The organism is Streptococcus sp. 4094 (assembly GCF_013277125.1).
Lineage (GTDB): Bacteria > Bacillota > Bacilli > Lactobacillales > Streptococcaceae > Streptococcus.
This window is the reverse complement of sequence record NZ_VMMI01000007.1, coordinates 80,555-102,763: the sequence shown is the minus strand read 5'-3', so window position 1 is coordinate 102,763 and position 22,209 is coordinate 80,555. Positions and strand designations below refer to the sequence as shown.

Genomic DNA, 22,209 nt, shown 5'->3' with positions numbered 1-22,209 from the left:
CTATGGAATAATACGAAGTGCGAAACTTGGAAGATAGAGAGGATGCGATGTAATGGCTAGAGAAGGCTTTTTTACAGGTCTAGATATTGGAACAAACTCTGTCAAGGTGCTTGTAGCCGAGAAGAGAAATGGTGAATTAAATGTAATTGGCGTGAGTAATGCCAAAAGTAAAGGTGTAAAGGATGGAATTATTGTTGATATTGATGCAGCAGCAACTGCTATCAAATCAGCTATTTCCCAAGCAGAAGAAAAGGCAGGCATTTCGATTAAATCAGTGAATGTCGGCTTGCCTGGTAATCTTTTGCAGGTAGAACCAACTCAAGGGATGATTCCAGTAACATCTGATACCAAGGAAATTACGGATCAAGATGTTGAAAATGTTGTCAAATCAGCTTTGACAAAGAGTATGACACCTGACCGTGAAGTCATTACCTTTATTCCTGAAGAATTTATTGTGGATGGTTTCCAAGGGATTCGTGACCCACGTGGCATGATGGGGGTTCGCCTTGAAATGCGTGGTTTGCTTTATACAGGCCCTCGTACTATCTTGCACAATTTGCGTAAGACGGTTGAGCGTGCAGGTGTTCAGGTTGAAAATGTTATCATTTCACCACTAGCAATGGTTCAATCAGTTTTGAACGAAGGTGAACGTGAATTTGGTGCTACAGTGATTGATATGGGGGCAGGTCAAACGACTGTCGCTACAATCCGTAACCAAGAACTCCAGTTTACCAATATTCTCCAAGAAGGCGGAGATTATGTAACTAAGGATATCTCTAAAGTCTTGAAAACTTCTCGCAAATTAGCGGAAGGATTGAAACTGAATTACGGGGAAGCCTATCCGCCTCTTGCAAGCAAAGAAACCTTCCAAGTAGAAGTTATTGGAGAAGTAGAAGCAGTCGAAGTGACGGAAGCCTACTTGTCAGAAATTATTTCTGCACGAATTAAGCACATCCTTGAGCAAATCAAGCAAGAATTAGATAGAAGACGTCTATTGGAGCTCCCTGGTGGTATTGTCTTAATCGGTGGGAATGCCATTTTACCAGGTATGGTTGAACTTGCTCAGGAAGTCTTTGGCGTCCGTGTCAAGCTTTATGTTCCAAATCAAGTTGGTATCCGTAATCCAGCCTTTGCGCATGTGATTAGTTTATCAGAATTTGCGGGTCAATTAACAGAAGTGAATCTTTTGGCTCAGAGAGCGATAAAAGGTGAGAATGACTTAAGTCATCAGCCAATTAGTTTTGGTGGGATGCTGCAAAAGACAGCTCAGTTTGTACAATCAACGCCTGTTCAACAAGCTCCTGCTCCAGAAGTAGAGCCGGTGGCTCCTACAGAACCAATGGCGGATTTCCAACAAGCTTCACAAAATAAACCGAAATTAGCAGATCGTTTCCGTGGCTTGATCGGAAGCATGTTTGACGAATAAAGAGGAAAAATAAATTATGACATTTTCATTTGATACAGCTGCTGCTCAAGGTGCAGTGATTAAGGTAATTGGTGTCGGTGGAGGCGGTGGCAATGCCATCAACCGTATGGTCGACGAAGGTGTTACAGGCGTAGAATTTATCGCAGCAAACACAGATGTACAAGCATTGAGTAGTACAAAAGCTGAGACTGTTATTCAGTTGGGACCTAAATTGACTCGTGGTTTGGGTGCAGGAGGTCAACCTGAGGTTGGTCGTAAAGCTGCTGAAGAAAGCGAAGAAACACTGACTGAAGCTATCAGTGGCGCAGATATGGTCTTCATCACTGCTGGTATGGGAGGAGGCTCTGGAACTGGAGCTGCTCCTGTTATTGCTCGTATCGCCAAAGATTTAGGTGCTCTTACAGTTGGTGTTGTAACACGTCCTTTCGGTTTTGAAGGAAGCAAACGTGGACAATTTGCTGTTGAAGGAATCAACCAACTACGTGAGCATGTAGATACTCTATTGATTATTTCAAACAACAACTTGCTCGAAATTGTTGACAAGAAGACACCGCTTTTGGAGGCTCTTAGCGAAGCAGATAACGTTCTTCGTCAAGGTGTTCAAGGAATTACCGATTTGATTACCAATCCAGGATTGATTAACCTTGACTTTGCCGATGTGAAAACAGTTATGGCAAACAAAGGGAATGCTCTTATGGGTATTGGTATCGGTAGTGGAGAAGAACGTGTTGTTGAAGCAGCGCGTAAGGCAATTTACTCTCCACTTCTTGAAACAACAATTGATGGAGCAGAAGATGTGATTGTCAACGTTACTGGTGGTCTTGATTTAACTTTGATTGAGGCAGAAGAGGCTTCACAAATTGTGAACCAAGCAGCAGGACAAGGAGTGAACATCTGGCTCGGTACTTCAATTGATGAGAGTATGCGTGATGAGATTCGTGTAACAGTTGTTGCAACAGGTGTTCGTCAAGACCGCGTAGAAAAGGTTGTTGCTCCGCAAGCTAGACCGACTACTAACTACCGTGAGACAGTGAAACCAGCTCATTCACATAGTTTTGATCGTCATTTTGATATGGCAGAAACAGCTGAATTGCCAAAACAAAATCCACGTCGTTTGGAACCAACTCAAGCATCTGCTTTTGGTGATTGGGATCTTCGTCGTGAATCGATTGTTCGTACAACAGATTCAGTGGTTTCTCCAGTCGAACGTTTTGAAGCCCCGACTTCACAAGATGAAGATGAATTGGATACACCTCCATTTTTCAAAAATCGTTAAGTAAATGAATGTAAAAGAAAATACAGAACTTGTTTTTCGAGAAGTTGCAGAGGCTAGTCTGAGTGCTCATAGAGAGAGTGGTTCAGTCTCTGTCATTGCAGTTACCAAGTATGTAGATGTATCGACAGCGGAAGCCTTGCTTCCGCTAGGGGTTCATCATATAGGTGAAAATCGTGTCGATAAGTTTCTGGAAAAATATGAAGCTTTAAAAGATCGAGATGTGACTTGGCATTTGATTGGTACCTTGCAAAGACGTAAGGTGAAAGATGTCATTCAATACATTGATTATTTTCATGCCTTGGATTCAGTAAAGCTGGCAGAGGAAATTCAAAAAAGAAGTGACCGAGTCATCAAGTGTTTCCTTCAAGTAAATATTTCTAAAGAAGAAAGTAAACACGGCTTTTCGCGAGAAGAATTATTGGAAGTCTTACCAGAGTTAGCCAAATTAGATAAGATTGAATATGTTGGTTTGATGACGATGGCACCCTTTGAGGCTAGCAGTGAGCAGTTGAAAGAAATTTTCAAGGCAACCCAAGATTTGCAAAGAGAAATTCAAGAAAAACAAATTCCAAATATGCCTATGACCGAGTTAAGTATGGGAATGAGTCGTGATTATAAAGAAGCAATTCAATTCGGTTCCACCTTTGTTCGTATAGGTACATCATTTTTTAAGTAGGAGAGAACCATGTCTTTAAAAGATAGATTCGATAGATTTATAGATTATTTTACGGAGGATGAGGATTCAAGTCTCCCTTATGAAAAAAGAGATGAGCCTGTGTTTACTCCAGTAAATTCTTCACAGGAAACGGCTCTCCCAATGAATCAACCTTCACAGTCTGCTGGTGCAAAAGATAGCAATATCACCAGACTGCATGCAAGACAACAGGAATTGGCAAATCAGAGTCAGCGTGCAACGGATAAGGTCATTATAGATGTTCGTTATCCTAGAAAATATGAAGACGCAACAGAAATTGTTGATTTATTGGCAGGAAACGAAAGTATTTTGATTGATTTTCAGTATATGACAGAGGTGCAGGCCCGTCGTTGTTTGGACTATTTGGATGGAGCTTGTCATGTTCTAGCTGGTAATCTGAAAAAGGTAGCTTCTACCATGTACCTGTTAACACCAGTGAATGTTATTGTCAATGTTGAAGATATCCGTTTACCAGATGAAGAACAAAATGGTGAGTTTGGCTTTGATATGAAGCGAAATAGAGTACGATAATGATTTTTTTAATTCGTATGATTTATAATGCAGTAGATATTTACTCCCTGATTTTGGTGGCCTTTGCTGTCATGTCTTGGTTTCCAGGTGCCTACGAATCCAGTTTAGGTCGTTGGATTGTAGCATTGGTAAAACCAGTGCTTGCTCCTTTGCAACGCCTGCCTTTACAGATAGCGGGTCTTGATTTATCTGTTTGGGTTGCGATTGTTTTGGTTCGATTTTTAGGAGAAAACCTAGTCCGTTTTCTGGCGATGATAGGATGAATAAAGGGATTTACCAGCATTTCTCCATAGAAGATCGTCCCTTTCTTGACAAGGGAATGGAATGGATAAAGAAGGTAGAAGATAGCTATGCTCCTTTTTTAACTCCTTTTATCAACCCTCATCAGGAGAAGCTATTAAAGATTTTGGCCAAAACTTATGGTCTTGCTTGTAGCAGTAGTGGGGAATTCGTCTCGAGTGAGTATGTTCGAGTTTTATTATACCCAGATTATTTCCAACCAGAGTTTTCAGATTTTGAAATATCTCTTCAGGAAATAGTGTATTCCAATAAATTTGAACACTTAACGCATGCTAAGATTTTAGGGACAGTCATCAATCAATTAGGGATTGAACGGAAACTTTTTGGAGATATCCTAGTAGATGAAGAACGGGCGCAGATTATGATTAATCAGCAATTTCTTCTTCTCTTTCAAGATGGATTAAAGAAAATTGGCCGTATACCTGTTTCGCTGGAGGAACGTCCTTTCACCGAGAAAATAGATAAGCTAGAACAGTATCGAGAGCTGGATTTATGTGTATCTAGTTTTAGATTAGATGTTCTTTTATCAAATGTTTTGAAACTATCTAGGAATCAAGCAAACCAGTTGATTGAAAGGAAACTTGTCCAAGTAAATTATCATGTGGTAGACAAATCAGATTATACTGTTCAAGTCGGAGACTTGATTAGTGTGAGAAAATTTGGTCGCTTGAGATTACTTCAAGATAAGGGACAAACGAAAAAAGAGAAGAAAAAAATAACCGTCCAGTTATTATTAAGTAAGTGAGGAATAGAATGCCAATTACATCATTAGAAATAAAGGACAAAACCTTTGGAACTCGATTCAGAGGTTTTGATCCAGAAGAAGTCGATGAATTTTTAGATATTGTGGTTCGTGATTACGAAGATCTTGTGCGTGCGAATCATGATAAAGATTTGCGTATTAAGAGTTTAGAAGAGCGTTTGTCTTACTTTGACGAAATGAAAGATTCATTGAGCCAGTCTGTATTGATTGCCCAAGATACAGCTGAGCGAGTGAAACAGGCGGCGCATGAACGTTCAAACAATATCATTCATCAAGCAGAGCAAGATGCGCAACGCTTGTTGGAAGAAGCTAAATATAAGGCAAACGAGATTCTTCGTCAAGCAACAGACAATGCTAAGAAAGTTGCTGTTGAAACAGAAGAATTGAAGAACAAGAGCCGTGTCTTCCACCAACGTCTCAAATCTACAATTGAGAGTCAGTTAGCTATTGTTGAATCTTCAGATTGGGAAGATATTCTCCGTCCAACAGCTACTTATCTTCAAACCAGTGATGAAGCCTTTAAAGAAGTGGTTAGCGAAGTACTTGGAGAACCGATTCCAGCTCCAATTGAGGAAGAACCAATTGATATGACACGTCAGTTCTCTCAAGCAGAAATGGCAGAGTTACAGGCTCGTATTGAGGCAGCCAATAAAGAATTGGCTGAATTTGAAGCTCAGGCTAAACAGGAAGTGGAAGCTCCAACTCCTGTAGTGAGTCCTCAAATGGAAGAAGAGCCTGCTCATCCAGTTGGTCCAATGTACGAAGAACCAGAAGTAGCTCCAGTACATCCTTCGGCTCCAACACCAGCTACAGAAACATTTGATTCAGCACCAGGATTTGAAGCACCGCAAGAATCCGTTACAATTTTATAAGAAACAATGTGAGAACAATATCTTATCCTTATATTTCCAGCGAGCAGGAGATGGTGTGAGTCCTGTAATCCCTATTGATAAGATTATCCTCTCAAAAACTCAAGTCTGAATCTAGTAAGATTTGACGTTCCCCACGTTACGGGATAAGAGGGAGAAAGACTAAATCTTTTTCCGAATAAAGGTGGTACCACGATTTTCGTCCTTTTTGGCAGTCGTGGTTTTTAATTTGTTATTATTTATAAAGGAGATACCATGAAACTCAAAGATACCCTTAATCTTGGGAAAACAGCTTTCCCAATGCGTGCAGGTCTTCCTATCAAAGAACCAGTTTGGCAAAAGGAATGGGAAGATGCAAAACTTTATCAACGTCGTCAAGAATTGAACCAAGGAAAACCTCATTTCACCTTGCATGATGGCCCTCCATACGCGAACGGAAATATCCACGTTGGACACGCTATGAACAAGATTTCAAAAGATATCATTGTTCGTTCAAAATCAATGTCAGGTTTTTACGCACCATTTATCCCAGGTTGGGATACTCATGGTCTGCCAATCGAGCAAGTTTTGGCAAAACAAGGTGTCAAACGTAAAGAAATGGACTTGGTTGAGTACTTGAAACTTTGCCGTGAATACGCTCTTTCTCAAGTAGATAAACAACGTGAAGACTTTAAACGTTTGGGGGTTTCTGGTGACTGGGAAAATCCATATGTGACCTTGACTCCTGACTATGAAGCAGCCCAGATCCGTGTCTTTGGTGAGATGGCTAATAAAGGTTATATCTACCGTGGTGCAAAACCAGTTTACTGGTCTTGGTCATCTGAGTCAGCCCTTGCTGAAGCAGAGATTGAATACCATGACTTGGTTTCAACTTCCCTTTACTATGCCAACAAGGTAAAAGATGGCAAAGATGTTCTAGATACAGATACTTATATCGTTGTCTGGACAACGACTCCATTTACCATCACAGCTTCTCGTGGTTTGACGGTTGGTGCGGATATTGATTACGTTTTGGTTCAACCTGCTGGTGAAACTCGTAAGTTTGTCGTTGCTGCAGAATTGTTGAACAGCTTGTCTGAGAAATTTGGCTGGATTGATGTTCAAGTTTTGGCAACTTACCGTGGTCAAGAACTCAACCACATCGTGACAGAACATCCATGGGATACTGCAGTAGATGAACTCGTTATCCTTGGTGACCACGTTACAACTGACTCTGGTACAGGTATCGTCCATACAGCTCCTGGTTTTGGTGAGGACGACTACAATGTTGGTATTGCTAATGGTCTTGAAGTTGCAGTCACTGTTGACGAACGTGGTATCATGATGAAGAATGCCGGTCCTGAGTTTGAAGGTCAATTCTATGACAAGGTAGTTCCAACTGTTATTGAAAAACTTGCTAACCTCCTTCTTGCCCAAGAAGAAATCTCTCACTCATACCCATTTGACTGGCGTACTAAGAAACCAATCATCTGGCGTGCAGTACCACAATGGTTTGCCTCAGTTTCTAAATTCCGCCAAGAAATATTGGACGAAATTGAAAAAGTGAAATTCCACTCAGAATGGGGTAAAGTTCGTCTTTACAATATGATTCGTGACCGTGGCGACTGGGTCATCTCTCGTCAACGTGCTTGGGGAGTTCCACTTCCTATCTTCTACGCTGAAGATGGTACAGCTATCATGACTGCTGAAACCATTGAACATGTGGCTCAACTCTTTGAAGTACACGGTTCAAGCATTTGGTGGGAACGTGATGCTAAGGACCTCTTGCCAGAAGGATTTACTCATCCAGGCTCACCAAATGGCGAGTTCAAGAAAGAAACAGACATCATGGACGTTTGGTTTGACTCAGGTTCATCATGGAATGGAGTGGTTGTAAACCGCCCTGAGTTGACTTACCCAGCAGACCTTTACCTAGAAGGCTCTGACCAATACCGTGGTTGGTTTAACTCATCACTCATCACATCTGTTGCCAACCATGGCGTAGCACCTTACAAACAAATCTTGTCACAAGGTTTTGCCCTTGACGGTAAAGGTGAGAAGATGTCTAAATCTCTTGGAAATACCATTGCTCCAAGCGATGTTGAAAAACAATTTGGTGCTGAAATCTTACGTCTCTGGGTAACAAGTGTTGACTCAAGCAATGACGTACGTATCTCTATGGATATCTTGAGCCAAGTCTCTGAAACATACCGTAAGATTCGTAACACCCTTCGTTTCTTGATTGCCAATACATCTGACTTTAACCCAGCTCAAGATTCAGTAGCTTATGAAGAACTACGTTCAGTTGATAAGTACATGACTATTCGCTTTAACCAGCTTGTCAAGACCATTCGTGACGCTTACGCAAACTTTGAATTCTTGACAATCTACAAGGCCTTGGTGAACTTTATCAACGTTGACTTGTCAGCCTTCTACCTTGATTTTGCTAAAGATGTTGTTTACATTGAAGGTGCCAAATCAGTGGAACGCCGTCAAATGCAAACTGTTTTCTATGACATTCTTGTCAAAATCACCAAACTCTTGACACCAATCCTTCCTCACACTGCGGAAGAAATCTGGTCATATCTTGAGTTTGAAGCTGAAGACTTCGTTCAATTGTCAGAATTACCAGAGGCTCAAACTTTTGCTAATCAAGAAGAAATCTTGGATACATGGGCTTCCTTCATGGACTTCCGTGGACAAGCTCAAAAAGCCTTGGAAGAAGCGCGTAATGCCAAAGTTATCGGTAAATCGCTTGAAGCACACTTGACAGTTTATCCAAACGAAGTTGTGAAAACTCTACTCGAAGCAGTGAACAGCAATGTGGCTCAACTTTTGATCGTGTCAGACTTGACCATCGCAGAAGGACCAGCTCCAGAAGCTGCCGTAAGCTTCGAAGATGTTGCCTTCACAGTTGAACGCGCTGCAGGCCAAGTATGTGACCGTTGCCGTCGTATTGACCCAACAACAGCAGAACGCAGCTACCAGGCAGTCATCTGTGACCACTGTGCAAGCATCGTAGAAGAAAACTTTGCAGAAGCAGTCGCAGAAGGATTTGAAGAGAAGTAAGGTTGAAAAGTCTCTATGCGTCTAGTATATAAAAATCAGTTATTCCAAGTTTATAATCTCTCTTGTGAGATGCTAAAGTTTAATGAGAATTGGTTTTGCTAATACTAGGAGAAAGTAAGTATGCTAAAATCGCAAGATTGTTTTTCTTGCGATTTCTTAAACTAGTGAGGAAAAATAAACATTATGAGACAAACAAATGTTAGAGGAAGCTTGTCCCTCCGTGGCTTTAGAAAATTAAGAACTGGTGCAATTGTTGCGACAGGTGTGATTTTATTGGGTCTGGGCTTTTTAGCCCCAACTGTATCAGCCAGTGAACAAGATGGTGTCTGGGTAGCCAGAACAGTTGAGGAAGTGAAAGCTGACCTTCAAAAAGAAGGTGATTTATTTAAGTATGTCATTAAGTGGGGAGATACATTAAGTGTTATCAGCGAAGCAAGCAATATCCCTGTAGATGTACTCCAAGAAATGAATCAAGCTTCAGGCAAGAATTTATTCTTACCACACAATGAATTGTACTTTACTGAAGCTGAAACGGTTTCAGATACAGTCACAAAACACAAGATTGTCATCAAAGAAAGTGGTGCAAGTGGCGAAGTTCGCACTTACGAAGTCTTGCTCAAGAAAGATCAGGAAACAAAAGCTGTTACCTTTGAATTAACAGATGTCACTGAGAAAGTTGAAAAAATGACTGTGAACTATAGCCTAGTTTATCAGCCTGTATCAGCACCAGTAGTGGAAAGAGCGGAAGAATCAGGTGAAGAACCTGCTTCAGAAGCACCAGCAGAGACAAGCCCAGAAGTTAAAGAAGAAACAGAAGCTCCAGTAGCACCAAAAGCAGAAGAGCCAACTGTAACAACGCCAAAAGCAGAAAAACCAGTGTCTCCAGCACCAACAGAATCAGCGCCAGAGGTAGAAAAACCAGCTGATCCTAAAGAAGCAGAATCAACACCTGAAGGAACATTTACAGGAACAGCAGAATCAGCACCAGATTCAACAGAATTAGTGGCAAATGGAGCTTCAGGAAGAACAGAAGGGGCTTCAGAAGTAACTCCAGGAGTAACAGGAAAAGAAACTGAAGAATCAGGAACAGAAGCACCTACAACTCCAAAAGAAGATACACCTGAAGGAACAGTTTCAGAAGGAGAAACAGGAACAGAGTCAGCAGAATTGGCTGAACCAAAAACAGAAGCACCTACAACTCCAGAAAATAAAGAAGAACAACCAGGTGCAACAGAAGCACCGGAACCAAAAGTAACAGAGTCCGAGGCAGCGAAACCAGCTCCAAAAGAAGCAGGAACAACAGCAGGAAATGAAGTAAAAGAAACTGAAGAAGCAGGAACAGGTTCAGAAGTAGCTACAACAGGTGCACCAGCAGCGGAAGGAAGTTCAGAAGCGACTCTAGGTTCAACAGAAGAAGCTTCAGGAACAACACCAAAAGCAGAAGTTTCAGAAGCACCAGTGGTAGAGGCTACAACTTCAGGAGAACAAAGCCAACCAGCAGAAGAAACTCCAGCACCATCAAAACCAGAAACCCCAGCTTCAACAGAAGCAGCTACAGAGGCTACAACTTCAAGTGAAGTAGGCAATGCAGAAGAAACCTCTGTTGAGGAGACAGGAAAACAAGATAGCGCAACAAATACACCGTCAGCTGAGTCTAAAGAAGAAGCGGTAACAACACCAGAAGCAACAGAAAAAGAAGCAAAAGCAGAAGAGTCAGCAGAACCAGGAACATCTGCAACTGTGGAATCAACACCAGCAGGAGAAGAAGGTAAAGCCGAAGCAACGGAAGAAGATGAAGAACCAGGAATAATAGCAGAAGCAACCCCAGCACCAAAAGAATTAGGAGAAGAAGGTAAAGCGGAGGATTCAGTTTCTTCAACTGAATCTTCATCAACTGCTTCTGAAGGGGAGTCAACAGCTACGCAGCCAGCTGTAGAAGAAGAAACAGATTCAACATCGGAAGCTGAAGAACTTGCAACTACGGAAACAGCAACAGCACCAAAAGCGGAAGAGCCAGAGGCGGCAACCCCAGCTTCAGAAGTACCATCAGAATCAGAGTCGAAAGAAGAAGATTCATCTGCAGGGGATACAACAGTTACAGAAGAACAGCCGGCTTCAGAAACTGTCTCTGAAGGTGGGTTACCAGCTACACAACCAGCTGGAGAAGAAAATAAATCCGAACCAACGTCAGAAACTTCAACTATTCCATCTGTAGATGCTACAAATGATTCAGGTAATTCAGAGTCATCACCTTCAGTAACAGAAGGCAATAAAGAAGAAACAAATTCACAAAATACTGAAGCTTCGACTGTGAACGAAAACTCAGAATCATCTAATTCAGATTCAGAAAAACCACAGGGTGATGAACCAGCTGTACAAGTAGGATCAGACCCAACAGCGTCAACAGAAGGAACATCTACAGGAAAAGAAGAATCAGCACCAAAAGCAGAAGAAAAACAAGTCGACAAGAAACTAGAGCTTAGGAATATTTCAAATGTGGAATTATTTACAGTAGAAAATAATAAATATCGACATGTAACCTCATTTGATACGGTTCCAAATAATCCTAGTAACTACTTTATGAAAGTAAAATCAGAGAAGTTTAAAGATGTGATGTTACCTGTCTCAAGTATTACAAGTGTCAGAAGAGATAATCAAGAAGTATATAAAATTGTTGGTCGAGCAAATGATTTAATTCAACATGAAAATGATAGTACTGTAGAAAATTATACTTATTATTTACCAAAAACTATTAATAGTGAAAACGAAGTTTATACATCATTTAAAAATCTAGTAGAAGCAATGAATAGAAATTTACATGGTACGTTTCGTTTAGGAGCAACTATGGATGCTCGTGAAGTAGAACTTTCGGATGGTCAAGAAAGTTATATAAATCAAGAATTTAGTGGTACATTAATAGGTACAAACAATGATAAGAACTATGCTATATATAACTTGAAAAAACCGTTATTTAAAGTTTTAAATCATGCTGCTATTCAAGATCTTTCAATAAAAGAAGCTAATGTTTCTTTGAAAGAAGATGCTGCTACAATAGCGAAAGAGGCGAACAATGGTACTACAATTACAAATGTTCATTCATCAGGTGTAATTGCTGGTGAGCGTAGCATTGGTGGTTTGGTTTCAAAAGTAACTGACTCTACAATTTCTAATAGTAGTTTTACAGGTAGAATAACAAATACTTATAATACAAATGCTACTTATCAAATAGGTGGTTTAGTTGGCAAACTTTCAGGTGTTGGTGCTTTAATAGAAAACTCAATTTCATCTATCGATATGGCGACAAACGCTAATCAAGGGGACCAAACAGTTGGTGGTATAGCTGGGGTTGTTGATAGAAGTGCTAGAATTAGTAATAGTTACGTTGAAGGAAATCTTAACAATGTGAAGCCTTTTGGTAAAGTAGGAGGAGTTGTAGGTAATCTTTGGGATAATTCAGGTGAAGTTGAAAATTCAGGTCGACTATCTGATGTATTAAGCGATGTCAATGTTACTAACGGTAATGCTATTGCTGGTTATGATTTTAATGGTATAAAAGCAACTAACACTTATAGTAATAAAAATAATAAGGTGGTAAAAGTAGTTCAAGTAGATGACGAAGTACTTAGTAAAGATTCTGAAGAGCAAAGAGGAACTGTGCTAGAAGCGGATGAGATTAATGTGAAAAAAGCTCAACTTGTTCCTAAAAATAATATTAAAACTGAGGACTTTAATTTCTCTTCTAAATATGGAACGGATTATAGTAAATTAAAAGATGTTGATGTTTCTAGGTTAAGGGTGTATAAAAATATAGAAAAATTACTGCCATTTTATAACAGAGAGACTATTGTTAAGTATGGTAATTTAGTGGATACTAATAATGCTTTATATACTAAGGATCTTGTGTCTGTAGTTTCAATGCATGACAAAGAAGTAATTTCTGATATTAATAAACATAAAGCTAGTATTAATAAGTTGTTACTACATTATTCAGATAATACTTCTCAAACATTAGATATAAAATATCTACAAGATTTCTCTAAAGTAGCAGAATACGAAATAACTAATACAAAATTAATATACACACCTAATACGTTATTACATAATTACAATAATATTGTAAAATCTGTTTTAAATGATCTGAAATCTGTTCAATATAATTCAGCTGATGTTAGAAAAGTATTAGATATTTCTAATGATATAAAATTAACAGAATTATATCTAGATGAACAGTTCGATAAAACAAAAGCAAATATTGAAGATACTTTATCAAAACTTCTTTCTGCAGATGCGGCAATAGCTGTAAATAATAATTCGATAATAGATAATTATGTAGTAGAAAAAATTAAGAATAATAAAGAGGCGTTGCTTTTAGGTTTAACATATCTTGAACGTTGGTATAATTTTAAATATGATAATGCAAGTGCAAAAGATTTAGTATTATATCATTTAGATTTCTTTGGTAAATCTAATAGTTCTGCATTAGATAATGTTATTGAGCTAGGTAAATCAGGATTTAACAATTTATTAGCTAAAAATAATGTAATTACTTATAATGTATTATTATCAAAAAATTATGGAACTAAGAGTTTATTTGAGGCATTGGAAAAATATAGAAAAGTTTTAGTGCCGAATAAAACAAATAACGAATGGTTTAAAGAACAATCTAAAGCTTATATAGTAGAAGAAAAATCTACAATTCCTGAAGTAAGCGAAAAACAATCTAAGGAAGGGACGAAGTATTCTATTGGAGTATATGATAGATTAACTAGCCCTTCTTGGAAATATCAAAGTATGGTGTTACCGTTATTAACACTACCTGAAAAATCAGTGTTTATGATAGCGAATATTTCAACTATAGGATTTGGAGCCTATGACAGATATAGAAGTTCAGAATATCCTAAGGGAGAAAAATTAAATAAATTTGTAGAAGATAATGCAAAAGAAGCGGCTAAACGCTTTAGAGATCATTATGATTATTGGTACAAAATACTAGATACGAAAAATAAAGACAAATTGTTTAGAAGTATTTTGGTATATGATTCTTTCAGATTTGGTAATGATAAAGATAAAAATACTAGTCAAGCAGATTTTGAAACTGATCATCCAGCAATAAAACATTTCTTCGGTCCTGCGGGGAATAATGTTGTTCATAATGGACACGGAGCATATGCTACGGGAGATGCGTTCTACTATATGGCTTATCGTATGCTTGATAAGGCTGGCGCAGTAACATATACTCATGAAATGACACATAACTCAGATAGAGAAATTTATCTTGGAGGATATGGAAGAAGAAATGGGCTTGGACCAGAGTTTTATGCAAAAGGATTATTACAAGCTCCCGATCATCCAGATGATGCAACAATCACGATAAACTCTGTATTGAAATATGATGAAGCGGAAAATGCTAATAGACTACAAGTGAAAAATCCAACTCAACGATTTAATAATGCAGAAGACTTGCGTAAATATATGCATAACTTATTCGATTTAGTTTATACACTTGAAAAATTAGAAGGAGAAGCAGTAGTTAACTTAGGTGCCAATGAGAAAGGTGAGCTATTAAGGAAAATAGAGAATGAGTATAAACCTGATCCTGATGGAAATGATGTTTATGCAACGAATGTAGTCCGTAGATTAAAACCTGATGAGCTTAATAAGTTAACCTCTTTCAATAGTTTAATAGAAAACGATATAATCACAAGAAGAGGGTATATTGATGAAGGTGAGTATAAACGAAATGGATACTACACAATCAATCTTTTCTCGCCAATATATTCTGCCTTAAGTAGTGATAAAGGGACTCCGGGTGATTTAATGGCTCGTCGTATGGCATTTGAACTATTAGCTGCAAAAGGATATAAAGAAGGTATGGTACCATATATTTCTAACCAATATGAAAATGAAGTGAAAGCTAATGGAAGTAAAATTAATTCATACGGTAAAGAAGTAGGATTGGTAACTGATAAATTAGTGCTTAATAAGATATTTAATAACCAGTATTCATCTTGGGCTGATTTTAAAAAAGCTATGTATAAAGAACGAGAAAATAAATTTAATAACTTAACAAATATTAGCTTTATAAATCCTAATAATTGGGGACGTCAAGAGACGATAACTATTGATAGTATTGCTAAGTTAAGAAATATAATTAAAGAAGCGGTTCAGGCGGATGCTACTAATTATGCTTCAATATTATATCCAAAAGAAAGTAGTAAAGTTTACAAACTTAAAAAAGCTATTTTCAAAGCTTATCTAGATAAAACTGATGATTTTAGAAGTTCAATTTTTGATGAGGAAAATAAATTTACTAATTAGGGTAGCACATGAAGATAGGTTTCGTTTCTTCATGTGTGAAACTCTTTCCTTTTTGGTTTTGACTAGCTTTTTTGTGAAAAATTGTGTAAAATAGAATAGATAAACGAGGGGAAACCTCGGAAAATTTAAAGGAGAATCCATCTAATGGTAAAATTGGTTTTTGCTCGCCACGGTGAGTCTGAATGGAACAAAGCTAACCTTTTCACTGGTTGGGCTGATGTTGATTTGTCTGAAAAAGGTACACAACAAGCGATTGACGCTGGTAAATTGATCAAAGAAGCTGGTATCGAATTTGACCAAGCTTACACTTCAGTATTGAAACGTGCGATCAAAACAACTAACTTGGCTCTTGAAGCTTCTGACCAATTGTGGGTTCCAGTTGAAAAATCATGGCGTTTGAACGAACGTCACTACGGTGGTTTGACTGGTAAAAACAAAGCTGAAGCTGCTGAACAATTTGGTGATGAACAAGTTCACATCTGGCGTCGTTCATACGATGTATTGCCTCCAAACATGGACCGTGATGATGAGCACTCAGCTCACACAGACCGTCGTTATGCTTCACTTGACGACTCAGTAATCCCAGATGCTGAAAACTTGAAAGTGACTTTGGAACGTGCCCTTCCATTCTGGGAAGATAAAATCGCTCCAGCTCTTAAAGATGGTAAAAACGTATTCGTAGGAGCTCACGGTAACTCAATCCGTGCCCTTGTAAAACACATCAAAGGTTTGTCAGATGACGAAATCATGGACGTGGAAATCCCTAACTTCCCACCATTGGTATTCGAATTTGACGAAAAATTGAACGTCGTTTCTGAATACTACCTTGGAAAATAAAAAAATGTAAGTCTAGAATTGATTTCTAGGCTTTTTATGTTAGTATGGAAGTATGATAAGGAATAAAAAACAAGATTATGTATTGGTCTACAAGCAACCAGCATCAACAACATATAAGGGTTGGGAAGAAGAGGCCTTACCGATAGGCAATGGTTCTTTAGGGGCTAAAGTATTTGGGCTTATAGGTGCTGAACGGATTCAATTTAATGAAAAAAGTCTCTGGTCTGGAGGTCCACTTCCTGATAGTTCAGATTATCAGGGTGGAAATCTTCAAGATCAGCATAACTTTTTAGCTGAGATTCGGCAGGCTTTGGAAAAGAGAGATTACAATCGAGCTAAGGAACTGGCTGAACAGAACCTAGTTGGGCCCCAAACGAGTCAATATGGGACCTATCTGTCCTTTGGAGATATTTTCATTGAGTTCAGCCAGCAAGGCACAACTTTGTCTCAGGTGACGGACTATCAGAGACAGCTGAATATTAGTAAGGCACTTGAGACGACTTCTTATGCCTATAAGGGAACGCGATTTGAACGTGAAGCCTTTGCGAGTTTTCCAGATGATCTATTGGTTCAACATTTTACTAAGGAAGGGTTGGAAACTCTAGATTTTACTATAGAACTATCTTTGACCTGTGATTTGGCTTCTGATGGAAAGTATGAGCAGGAAAAATCTGATTACAAGGAGTGTAAGTTGGATATTACTGATTCTCATATCTTGATGAAGGGAAGAGTTAAGGATAATAATCTGCAGTTTGCTGGCTGTCTAGCTTGGCAAACTGATGGTGATATTAGAGTCTGGTCGGATAAGGTTCAGATATCAGGGGCTAGTTATGCTAATCTCTTCTTGGCGGCTAAGACGGATTTTGCTCAAAATCCTGCTAGCAATTATCGCAAGAAACTAGATTTAGAGCAGCAAGTAAAGGACTTGGTGGACACAGCTAAAGAAAAGGGCTATACTCGATTGAAATCAAGGCATATTGAGGACTACCAAGCCTTATTCCAGCGTGTTCAATTGGATTTGAAAGCTGAGGTTGACGCCTCTACTACAGATGTGTTGCTAAGAAATTATAAGCCACAAGAAGGGCAGGCTTTGGAGGAACTGTTCTTCCAGTATGGGCGGTATTTATTGATTAGTTCTTCTAGAGATTGCCCAGATTCGCTACCAGCTAACCTGCAAGGAGTCTGGAATGCGGTCGATAATCCTCCTTGGAATTCGGACTATCACCTGAATATCAACCTGCAGATGAATTATTGGCCAGCCTATGTTACCAATCTCCTAGAGACGGCTTTTCCAGTCATCAACTATATCGATGATTTGCGTGTCTATGGTCGCCTAGCAGCTGCAAGGTATGCAGGAATCGTTTCTCAGAAAGGGGAAGAGAATGGTTGGTTAGTCCATACCCAAGCGACTCCTTTTGGCTGGACGGCACCTGGTTGGGATTACTATTGGGGTTGGTCACCAGCTGCCAATGCGTGGATGATGCAAACTGTTTATGAGGCCTATTCATTTTACAGGGACCAAGACTATCTCAGGGAAAAAATTTATCCCATGTTGAGGGAAACGGTGCGTTTTTGGAATGCCTTTTTACATAAGGATCAGCAGGCGCAGCGTTGGGTGTCTTCTCCGTCTTATTCTCCAGAACATGGGCCGATTTCGATTGGCAATACCTATGACCAATCTCTGATTTGGCAGTTATTTCATGATTTTATTCAGGCTGCTCAGGAATTGGGACTGAATGAGGCTTTGTTGACTGAGGTCAAGGAGAAGTTTGACTTGCTTAATCCTATTCAAATCACTCAATCTGGTCGAATCAGGGAGTGGTATGAGGAGGAAGAGCAGTATTTTCAAAATGAGAAAGTGGAGGCCCAGCATCGGCACGCTTCCCATCTGGTGGGACTCTATCCTGGAAATCTCTTTAGTCATAAGGGACAAGACTATCTTGAAGCGGCGCGTGCTAGCCTCAATGATCGTGGAGATGGCGGCACAGGCTGGTCCAAGGCCAATAAGATCAATCTTTGGGCGCGTCTAGGAGATGGCAATCGAGCCCATAAATTATTAGCAGAGCAGTTAAAGACATCCACCTTGCTAAATCTTTGGTGTAGTCACCCTCCTTTTCAGATAGATGGTAATTTTGGTGCTACTAGTGGCATGGCAGAAATGTTACTCCAGTCTCATGCAGCTTATCTGGTACCTCTAGCTGCCCTTCCCGATGCATGGTCAACAGGTTATGTTTCAGGCTTAGTGGCACGTGGACATTTTGAAGTGAGCATGAGGTGGGAGGATAAAAAACTTTTACAGTTGACCATTTTATCAAGGAGTGGAGGAGATTTGCGAGTTTCTTATCCAGATATTGAGAAGAGTGTGATTGAAGTGAATCAAGAAAAAATAAAAGCGAAATGCATAGAGAAAGATTGTATTTCAGTAGCGACAGCAGAAGGTGATCTGGTTCAATTTTATTTTTAAGAAGGTGATAGAAGGCAGTAGTTTGAGACTGCCTTTTAATAAGGATTTGAGAATGTAAGCAGTTTCCAACTAGTTGAAAAAGCGTTATAATGGTAATATGAAGTAATTTGTTTGAGAGAGGGTGGGTCTGATGGCTTATATTGAGATGAAACACTGTTACAAGCGGTATCAGGTTGGGGACACGGAGATTGTGGCCAATCGTGATGTGAATTTTGAGATTGAAAAGGGTGAATTGGTTATTATTCTAGGTGCATCTGGTGCAGGCAAGTCAACGGTTCTTAACCTTCTTGGAGGCATGGATACCAATGATGAAGGGGAAATCTGGATTGATGGTGCCAATATTGCAGGCTATAGTTCCCACCAGAGAACCAATTACCGCCGCAATGATGTCGGTTTTATTTTTCAGTTCTACAATCTAGTGTCCAATCTGACTGCTAAGGAAAATGTGGAGTTGGCTTCAGAAATCGTGACAGATGCCTTGAATCCTGAACAGGTCTTGACAGATGTAGGTCTGGCTCATCGTCTCAATAACTTTCCAGCCCAGCTTTCTGGAGGGGAGCAACAGCGAGTCTCCATTGCACGCGCGGTAGCCAAAAATCCTAAAATTCTCCTTTGTGACGAACCGACAGGCGCCTTGGATTATCAGACGGGCAAGCAGGTTTTGAAAATCCTCCAAGATATGTCTCGTCAAAAGGGAGCGACGGTGATTATCGTGACTCACAATGGAGCTTTGGCTCCCATTGCTGATCGCGTGATTCATATGCACGATGCCAGTGTCAAGGATGTGGTGCTCAACCAGCATCCTCAGGATATCGACAGTTTGGAGTACTAGCATGATCAAGCGAAAAACCTATTGGAAGGACTTAATTCAGTCCTTCACAGGCTCAAAGGGGCGTTTTTTATCCATCTTGACCTTGATGATGTTGGGCTCTCTAGCCCTAGTAGGTCTCAAAGTAACCAGTCCCAACATGGAGGCAACAGCTAATGCTTATTTAACAACTGCTAAAACCTTGGATTTGGCAGTCATGTCTAACTATGGCTTGGATCAAACAGATCAAGAAGAACTAAAACAGACGCAGGGCGCAGAGGTTGAGTTTGGCTATTTGACAGATGTGACTATGGATAATGGGCAGGATGCCATTCGGCTGTACTCCAAACCAGATCGAATTTCAACCTTTCAGCTAAGAAAGGGACGACTTCCGCAGTCAGATAAGGAAATCGCCTTGGCAAGTCATTTGCAAGGTCAATATCGTGTGGGACAGGAGATTAGCTTTAAAGAAAAAGAAGGTGGTCATTCCTCTTTAAAAAATCATACATATACCATTACTGGTTTTGTGGATTCAGCTGAAATCCTCTCCCAGCGAGATATGGGCTACGCAGCAAGTGGAAGTGGGACTCTGACAGCCTATGGAGTGATTTTACCTAGTCAGTTTGATCAGAAAGTTTACAATATAGCTCGTTTGAAATATCAAGATTTAGCAGGTTTAAATGCTTTTTCAGCAGCTTATGAAGAGAAATCCAAGCAACATCAGGAAGAGCTTGAACAAGCTTTGTCAGATAATGGCAAGGCACGTCTGCAAGTGTTGAAAAAAGAAGGGCAAGAGTCTCTCGATAAGGGGCAAGAGACCCTTGACAAGGCTGAGACTAATTTGCAGGAAGGCAAGCGTCGTTTAGCAGCTACTCAAGCTCGTATACAGGCTCAAGAAAGTCAACTAGCCTTGCTTCCTCAAGCCCAGAGAGAGCAGGCTAGTGCCCAACTTACTCAAGCCAAGCAGGAATTGAGCAAGGAAGAAGACAAACTAAAGCAGGCTGAACAAAATTTAGCCCAAGAAAAGGAAAAATTAGAAAAACATCAGCAAGTCTTGGATGATTTGGCGGAGCCCAAGTATCAAGTCTATAATCGTCAGACCATGCCTGGCGGTCAAGGCTACCTCATGTATAGTAATGCTTCATCCAGTATTCGGGCAGTGGGCAATATCTTTCCTGTGGTGCTTTATGCTGTTGCAGCTATGGTGACCTTTACAACTATGACTCGTTTTGTGGATGAAGAGCGAACACATGCAGGGATTTTTAAGGCCTTGGGTTATCGTAGCAAGGATATTATCGTTAAATTTCTCCTCTACGGTCTAGTAGCTGGGACTGTCGGAACAGCTCTTGGTAGCATACTTGGCCATTATTTACTAGCTAGTGTAATTTCAAGTGTCATTACAAAAGGCATGGTGGTGGGAGAAACCCAGATTCAGTTCTATTGGACCTATAGCTTACTGGCTCTTGTCTTGAGTTGGTTGGCGAGTGTGTTACCAGCCTACTTGGTAGCTCGTAGGGAACTTCATGATGAAGCAGCCCAGCTTTTACTGCCTAAACCTCCTGTTAAAGGAGCTAAAATCTTACTGGAACGCATCGGTTTTATCTGGCGCCGTCTCAGTTTTACTCATAAGGTAACTGCTCGCAATATCTTCCGTTATAAGCAGCGGATGTTGATGACGATCTTTGGTGTGGCAGGTTCTGTAGCCCTGCTCTTTGCAGGTTTGGGAATCCAATCCTCTGTAGCAGGAGTTCCGTCTAGACAGTTTCAACAAATCCAACAGTATCAGATGATTGTCTCTGAAAATCCTAGTGCGACCAATCAAGACAAGGCAGAGTTAGAAGAAGTGTTGAAAGGGCAGGATATTCAAGCCTATCAGAAAATCTATTCTAAAACGCTAGACAAGGATTTCAAAGGTAAGGCTGGTCTTCAAACCATTACCCTTATGATGACAGAGAAGGAAGATTTGACTCCCTTTATCCATCTGCAACATCATCAGCAAGAGCTGACATTAAAAGATGGCGTTGTCATCACAGCTAAACTCGCCCAGTTGGCAGGTGTCAAGCTTGGACAAACTTTAGAAATTGAAGGTAAGGAATTAACGGTCGCTGCCATTGCTGAGAATTACGTTGGTCACTTTATTTATATGAGTCAGGCTAGCTATGAGCAAATTTACGGACAGCTACCCCAAGCCAACACTTATCTGGTTACGCTAAAGGATTCTAGTGCGCCTAGTATCGAAAGGCAGGCCGGCTTACTTATGAATCAATCTGCGGTATCCAGAGTTGTCCAGAATGCTTCAGCCATTCGGCTCTTTGACTCCGTCGCTAGCTCACTCAATCAGACCATGACCATCTTAGTTATCGTATCGGTTCTATTGGCTATTGTTATCCTTTACAATCTGACTAATATCAACGTAGCTGAGAGAATCCGTGAACTATCCACTATCAAGGTGCTCGGCTTTCATAATAATGAGGTCACCCTCTACATTTACCGTGAGACGATTGTCTTGTCTCTTGTGGGAATCGTACTTGGTTTGGTATCTGGTTTCTATTTACACCAATTTTTGATTCAAATGATTTCGCCTGCGACTATTCTCTTTTATCCGCAGGTAGGCTGGGAAGTCTATGTAATCCCAGTGGTAGCAGTAAGCACCATTTTGACCGTACTTGGTTTCTTTGTCAATCATCATCTGAGAAAGGTTGATATGCTTGAAGCCCTGAAATCTGTAGAGTAATACTCAATGAAAATCAAAGAGCAAACTAGGAAGCAAGCCGTAGGTTGCTCAAAGCACCGCTTTGAGGTTGCAGATAAAGCTGACGTGGTTTGAAGAGATTTTCGAAGAGTATAAGGTAGTTGTTCTTATCTGATTGAACTG

Annotated in this window: 13 protein-coding genes; all 13 read left to right on the top strand. The window is 40.0% G+C overall.

Annotation, left to right across the window (positions count from 1 at the left end; all coding sequences use genetic code 11):
• The first annotated feature begins 52 nt into the window (after positions 1-52).
• A complete protein-coding gene (ftsA, locus tag HT721_RS01620; protein ID WP_173228751.1) occupies positions 53-1,426 on the top strand; it encodes a cell division protein FtsA in 1,374 nt (457 codons plus the stop codon).
• Between the two features lie 16 nt (positions 1,427-1,442).
• Complete coding sequence (gene ftsZ / locus HT721_RS01615) at positions 1,443-2,702, top strand: cell division protein FtsZ (protein WP_173228749.1); 1,260 nt, start codon at positions 1,443-1,445, stop codon at positions 2,700-2,702.
• Positions 2,703-2,706: 4 nt separating this feature from the next.
• Positions 2,707-3,378: a YggS family pyridoxal phosphate-dependent enzyme gene (locus HT721_RS01610; protein ID WP_173228747.1), complete on the top strand. Its 672-nt coding sequence runs from the start codon at positions 2,707-2,709 to the stop codon at positions 3,376-3,378.
• Positions 3,379-3,387: 9 nt separating this feature from the next.
• Positions 3,388-3,927 (top strand): cell division protein SepF, encoded by a 540-nt coding sequence (locus HT721_RS01605; protein ID WP_173228745.1) that lies wholly within the window; start codon positions 3,388-3,390, stop codon positions 3,925-3,927.
• The gene (locus HT721_RS01600; RefSeq protein WP_000576513.1) at positions 3,927-4,190 is read left to right on the top strand and encodes a YggT family protein; all 264 of its coding nucleotides are present in this window, start codon (positions 3,927-3,929) and stop codon (positions 4,188-4,190) included. The genes HT721_RS01605 and HT721_RS01600 overlap by 1 nt, the downstream gene beginning before the upstream one ends.
• Entirely contained in the window at positions 4,187-4,972 is a 786-nt protein-coding gene (locus HT721_RS01595; RefSeq protein WP_173228743.1) for an RNA-binding protein, read from the top strand. The genes HT721_RS01600 and HT721_RS01595 overlap by 4 nt, the downstream gene beginning before the upstream one ends.
• An 8-nt stretch (positions 4,973-4,980) precedes the next feature.
• Entirely contained in the window at positions 4,981-5,862 is an 882-nt protein-coding gene (locus HT721_RS01590) for a DivIVA domain-containing protein (protein ID WP_345890087.1), read from the top strand.
• Between the two features lie 252 nt (positions 5,863-6,114).
• Positions 6,115-8,907, top strand: coding sequence for an isoleucine--tRNA ligase (ileS, locus tag HT721_RS01585; RefSeq protein WP_173212437.1), 2,793 nt, complete (start codon positions 6,115-6,117; stop codon positions 8,905-8,907).
• Positions 8,908-9,090: 183 nt separating this feature from the next.
• Positions 9,091-15,225, top strand: a complete 6,135-nt coding sequence (locus HT721_RS11065) for a ZmpA/ZmpB/ZmpC family metallo-endopeptidase (protein ID WP_240149561.1) — start codon at positions 9,091-9,093, stop codon at positions 15,223-15,225.
• 144 nt (positions 15,226-15,369) lie between these two features.
• Positions 15,370-16,062, top strand: coding sequence for a phosphoglycerate mutase (locus tag HT721_RS01575; RefSeq protein ID WP_000240129.1), 693 nt, complete (start codon positions 15,370-15,372; stop codon positions 16,060-16,062).
• A 52-nt stretch (positions 16,063-16,114) separates the two neighbouring features.
• Complete coding sequence (locus tag HT721_RS01570) at positions 16,115-18,526, top strand: glycoside hydrolase family 95 protein (RefSeq protein ID WP_173212439.1); 2,412 nt, start codon at positions 16,115-16,117, stop codon at positions 18,524-18,526.
• A 130-nt stretch (positions 18,527-18,656) separates the two neighbouring features.
• Positions 18,657-19,358, top strand: coding sequence for an ABC transporter ATP-binding protein (locus HT721_RS01565; RefSeq protein WP_172923719.1), 702 nt, complete (start codon positions 18,657-18,659; stop codon positions 19,356-19,358).
• 1 nt (position 19,359) lies between these two features.
• Positions 19,360-22,068, top strand: coding sequence for an FtsX-like permease family protein (locus tag HT721_RS01560; RefSeq protein ID WP_173228741.1), 2,709 nt, complete (start codon positions 19,360-19,362; stop codon positions 22,066-22,068).
• The last annotated feature ends 141 nt before the right edge of the window (positions 22,069-22,209 follow it).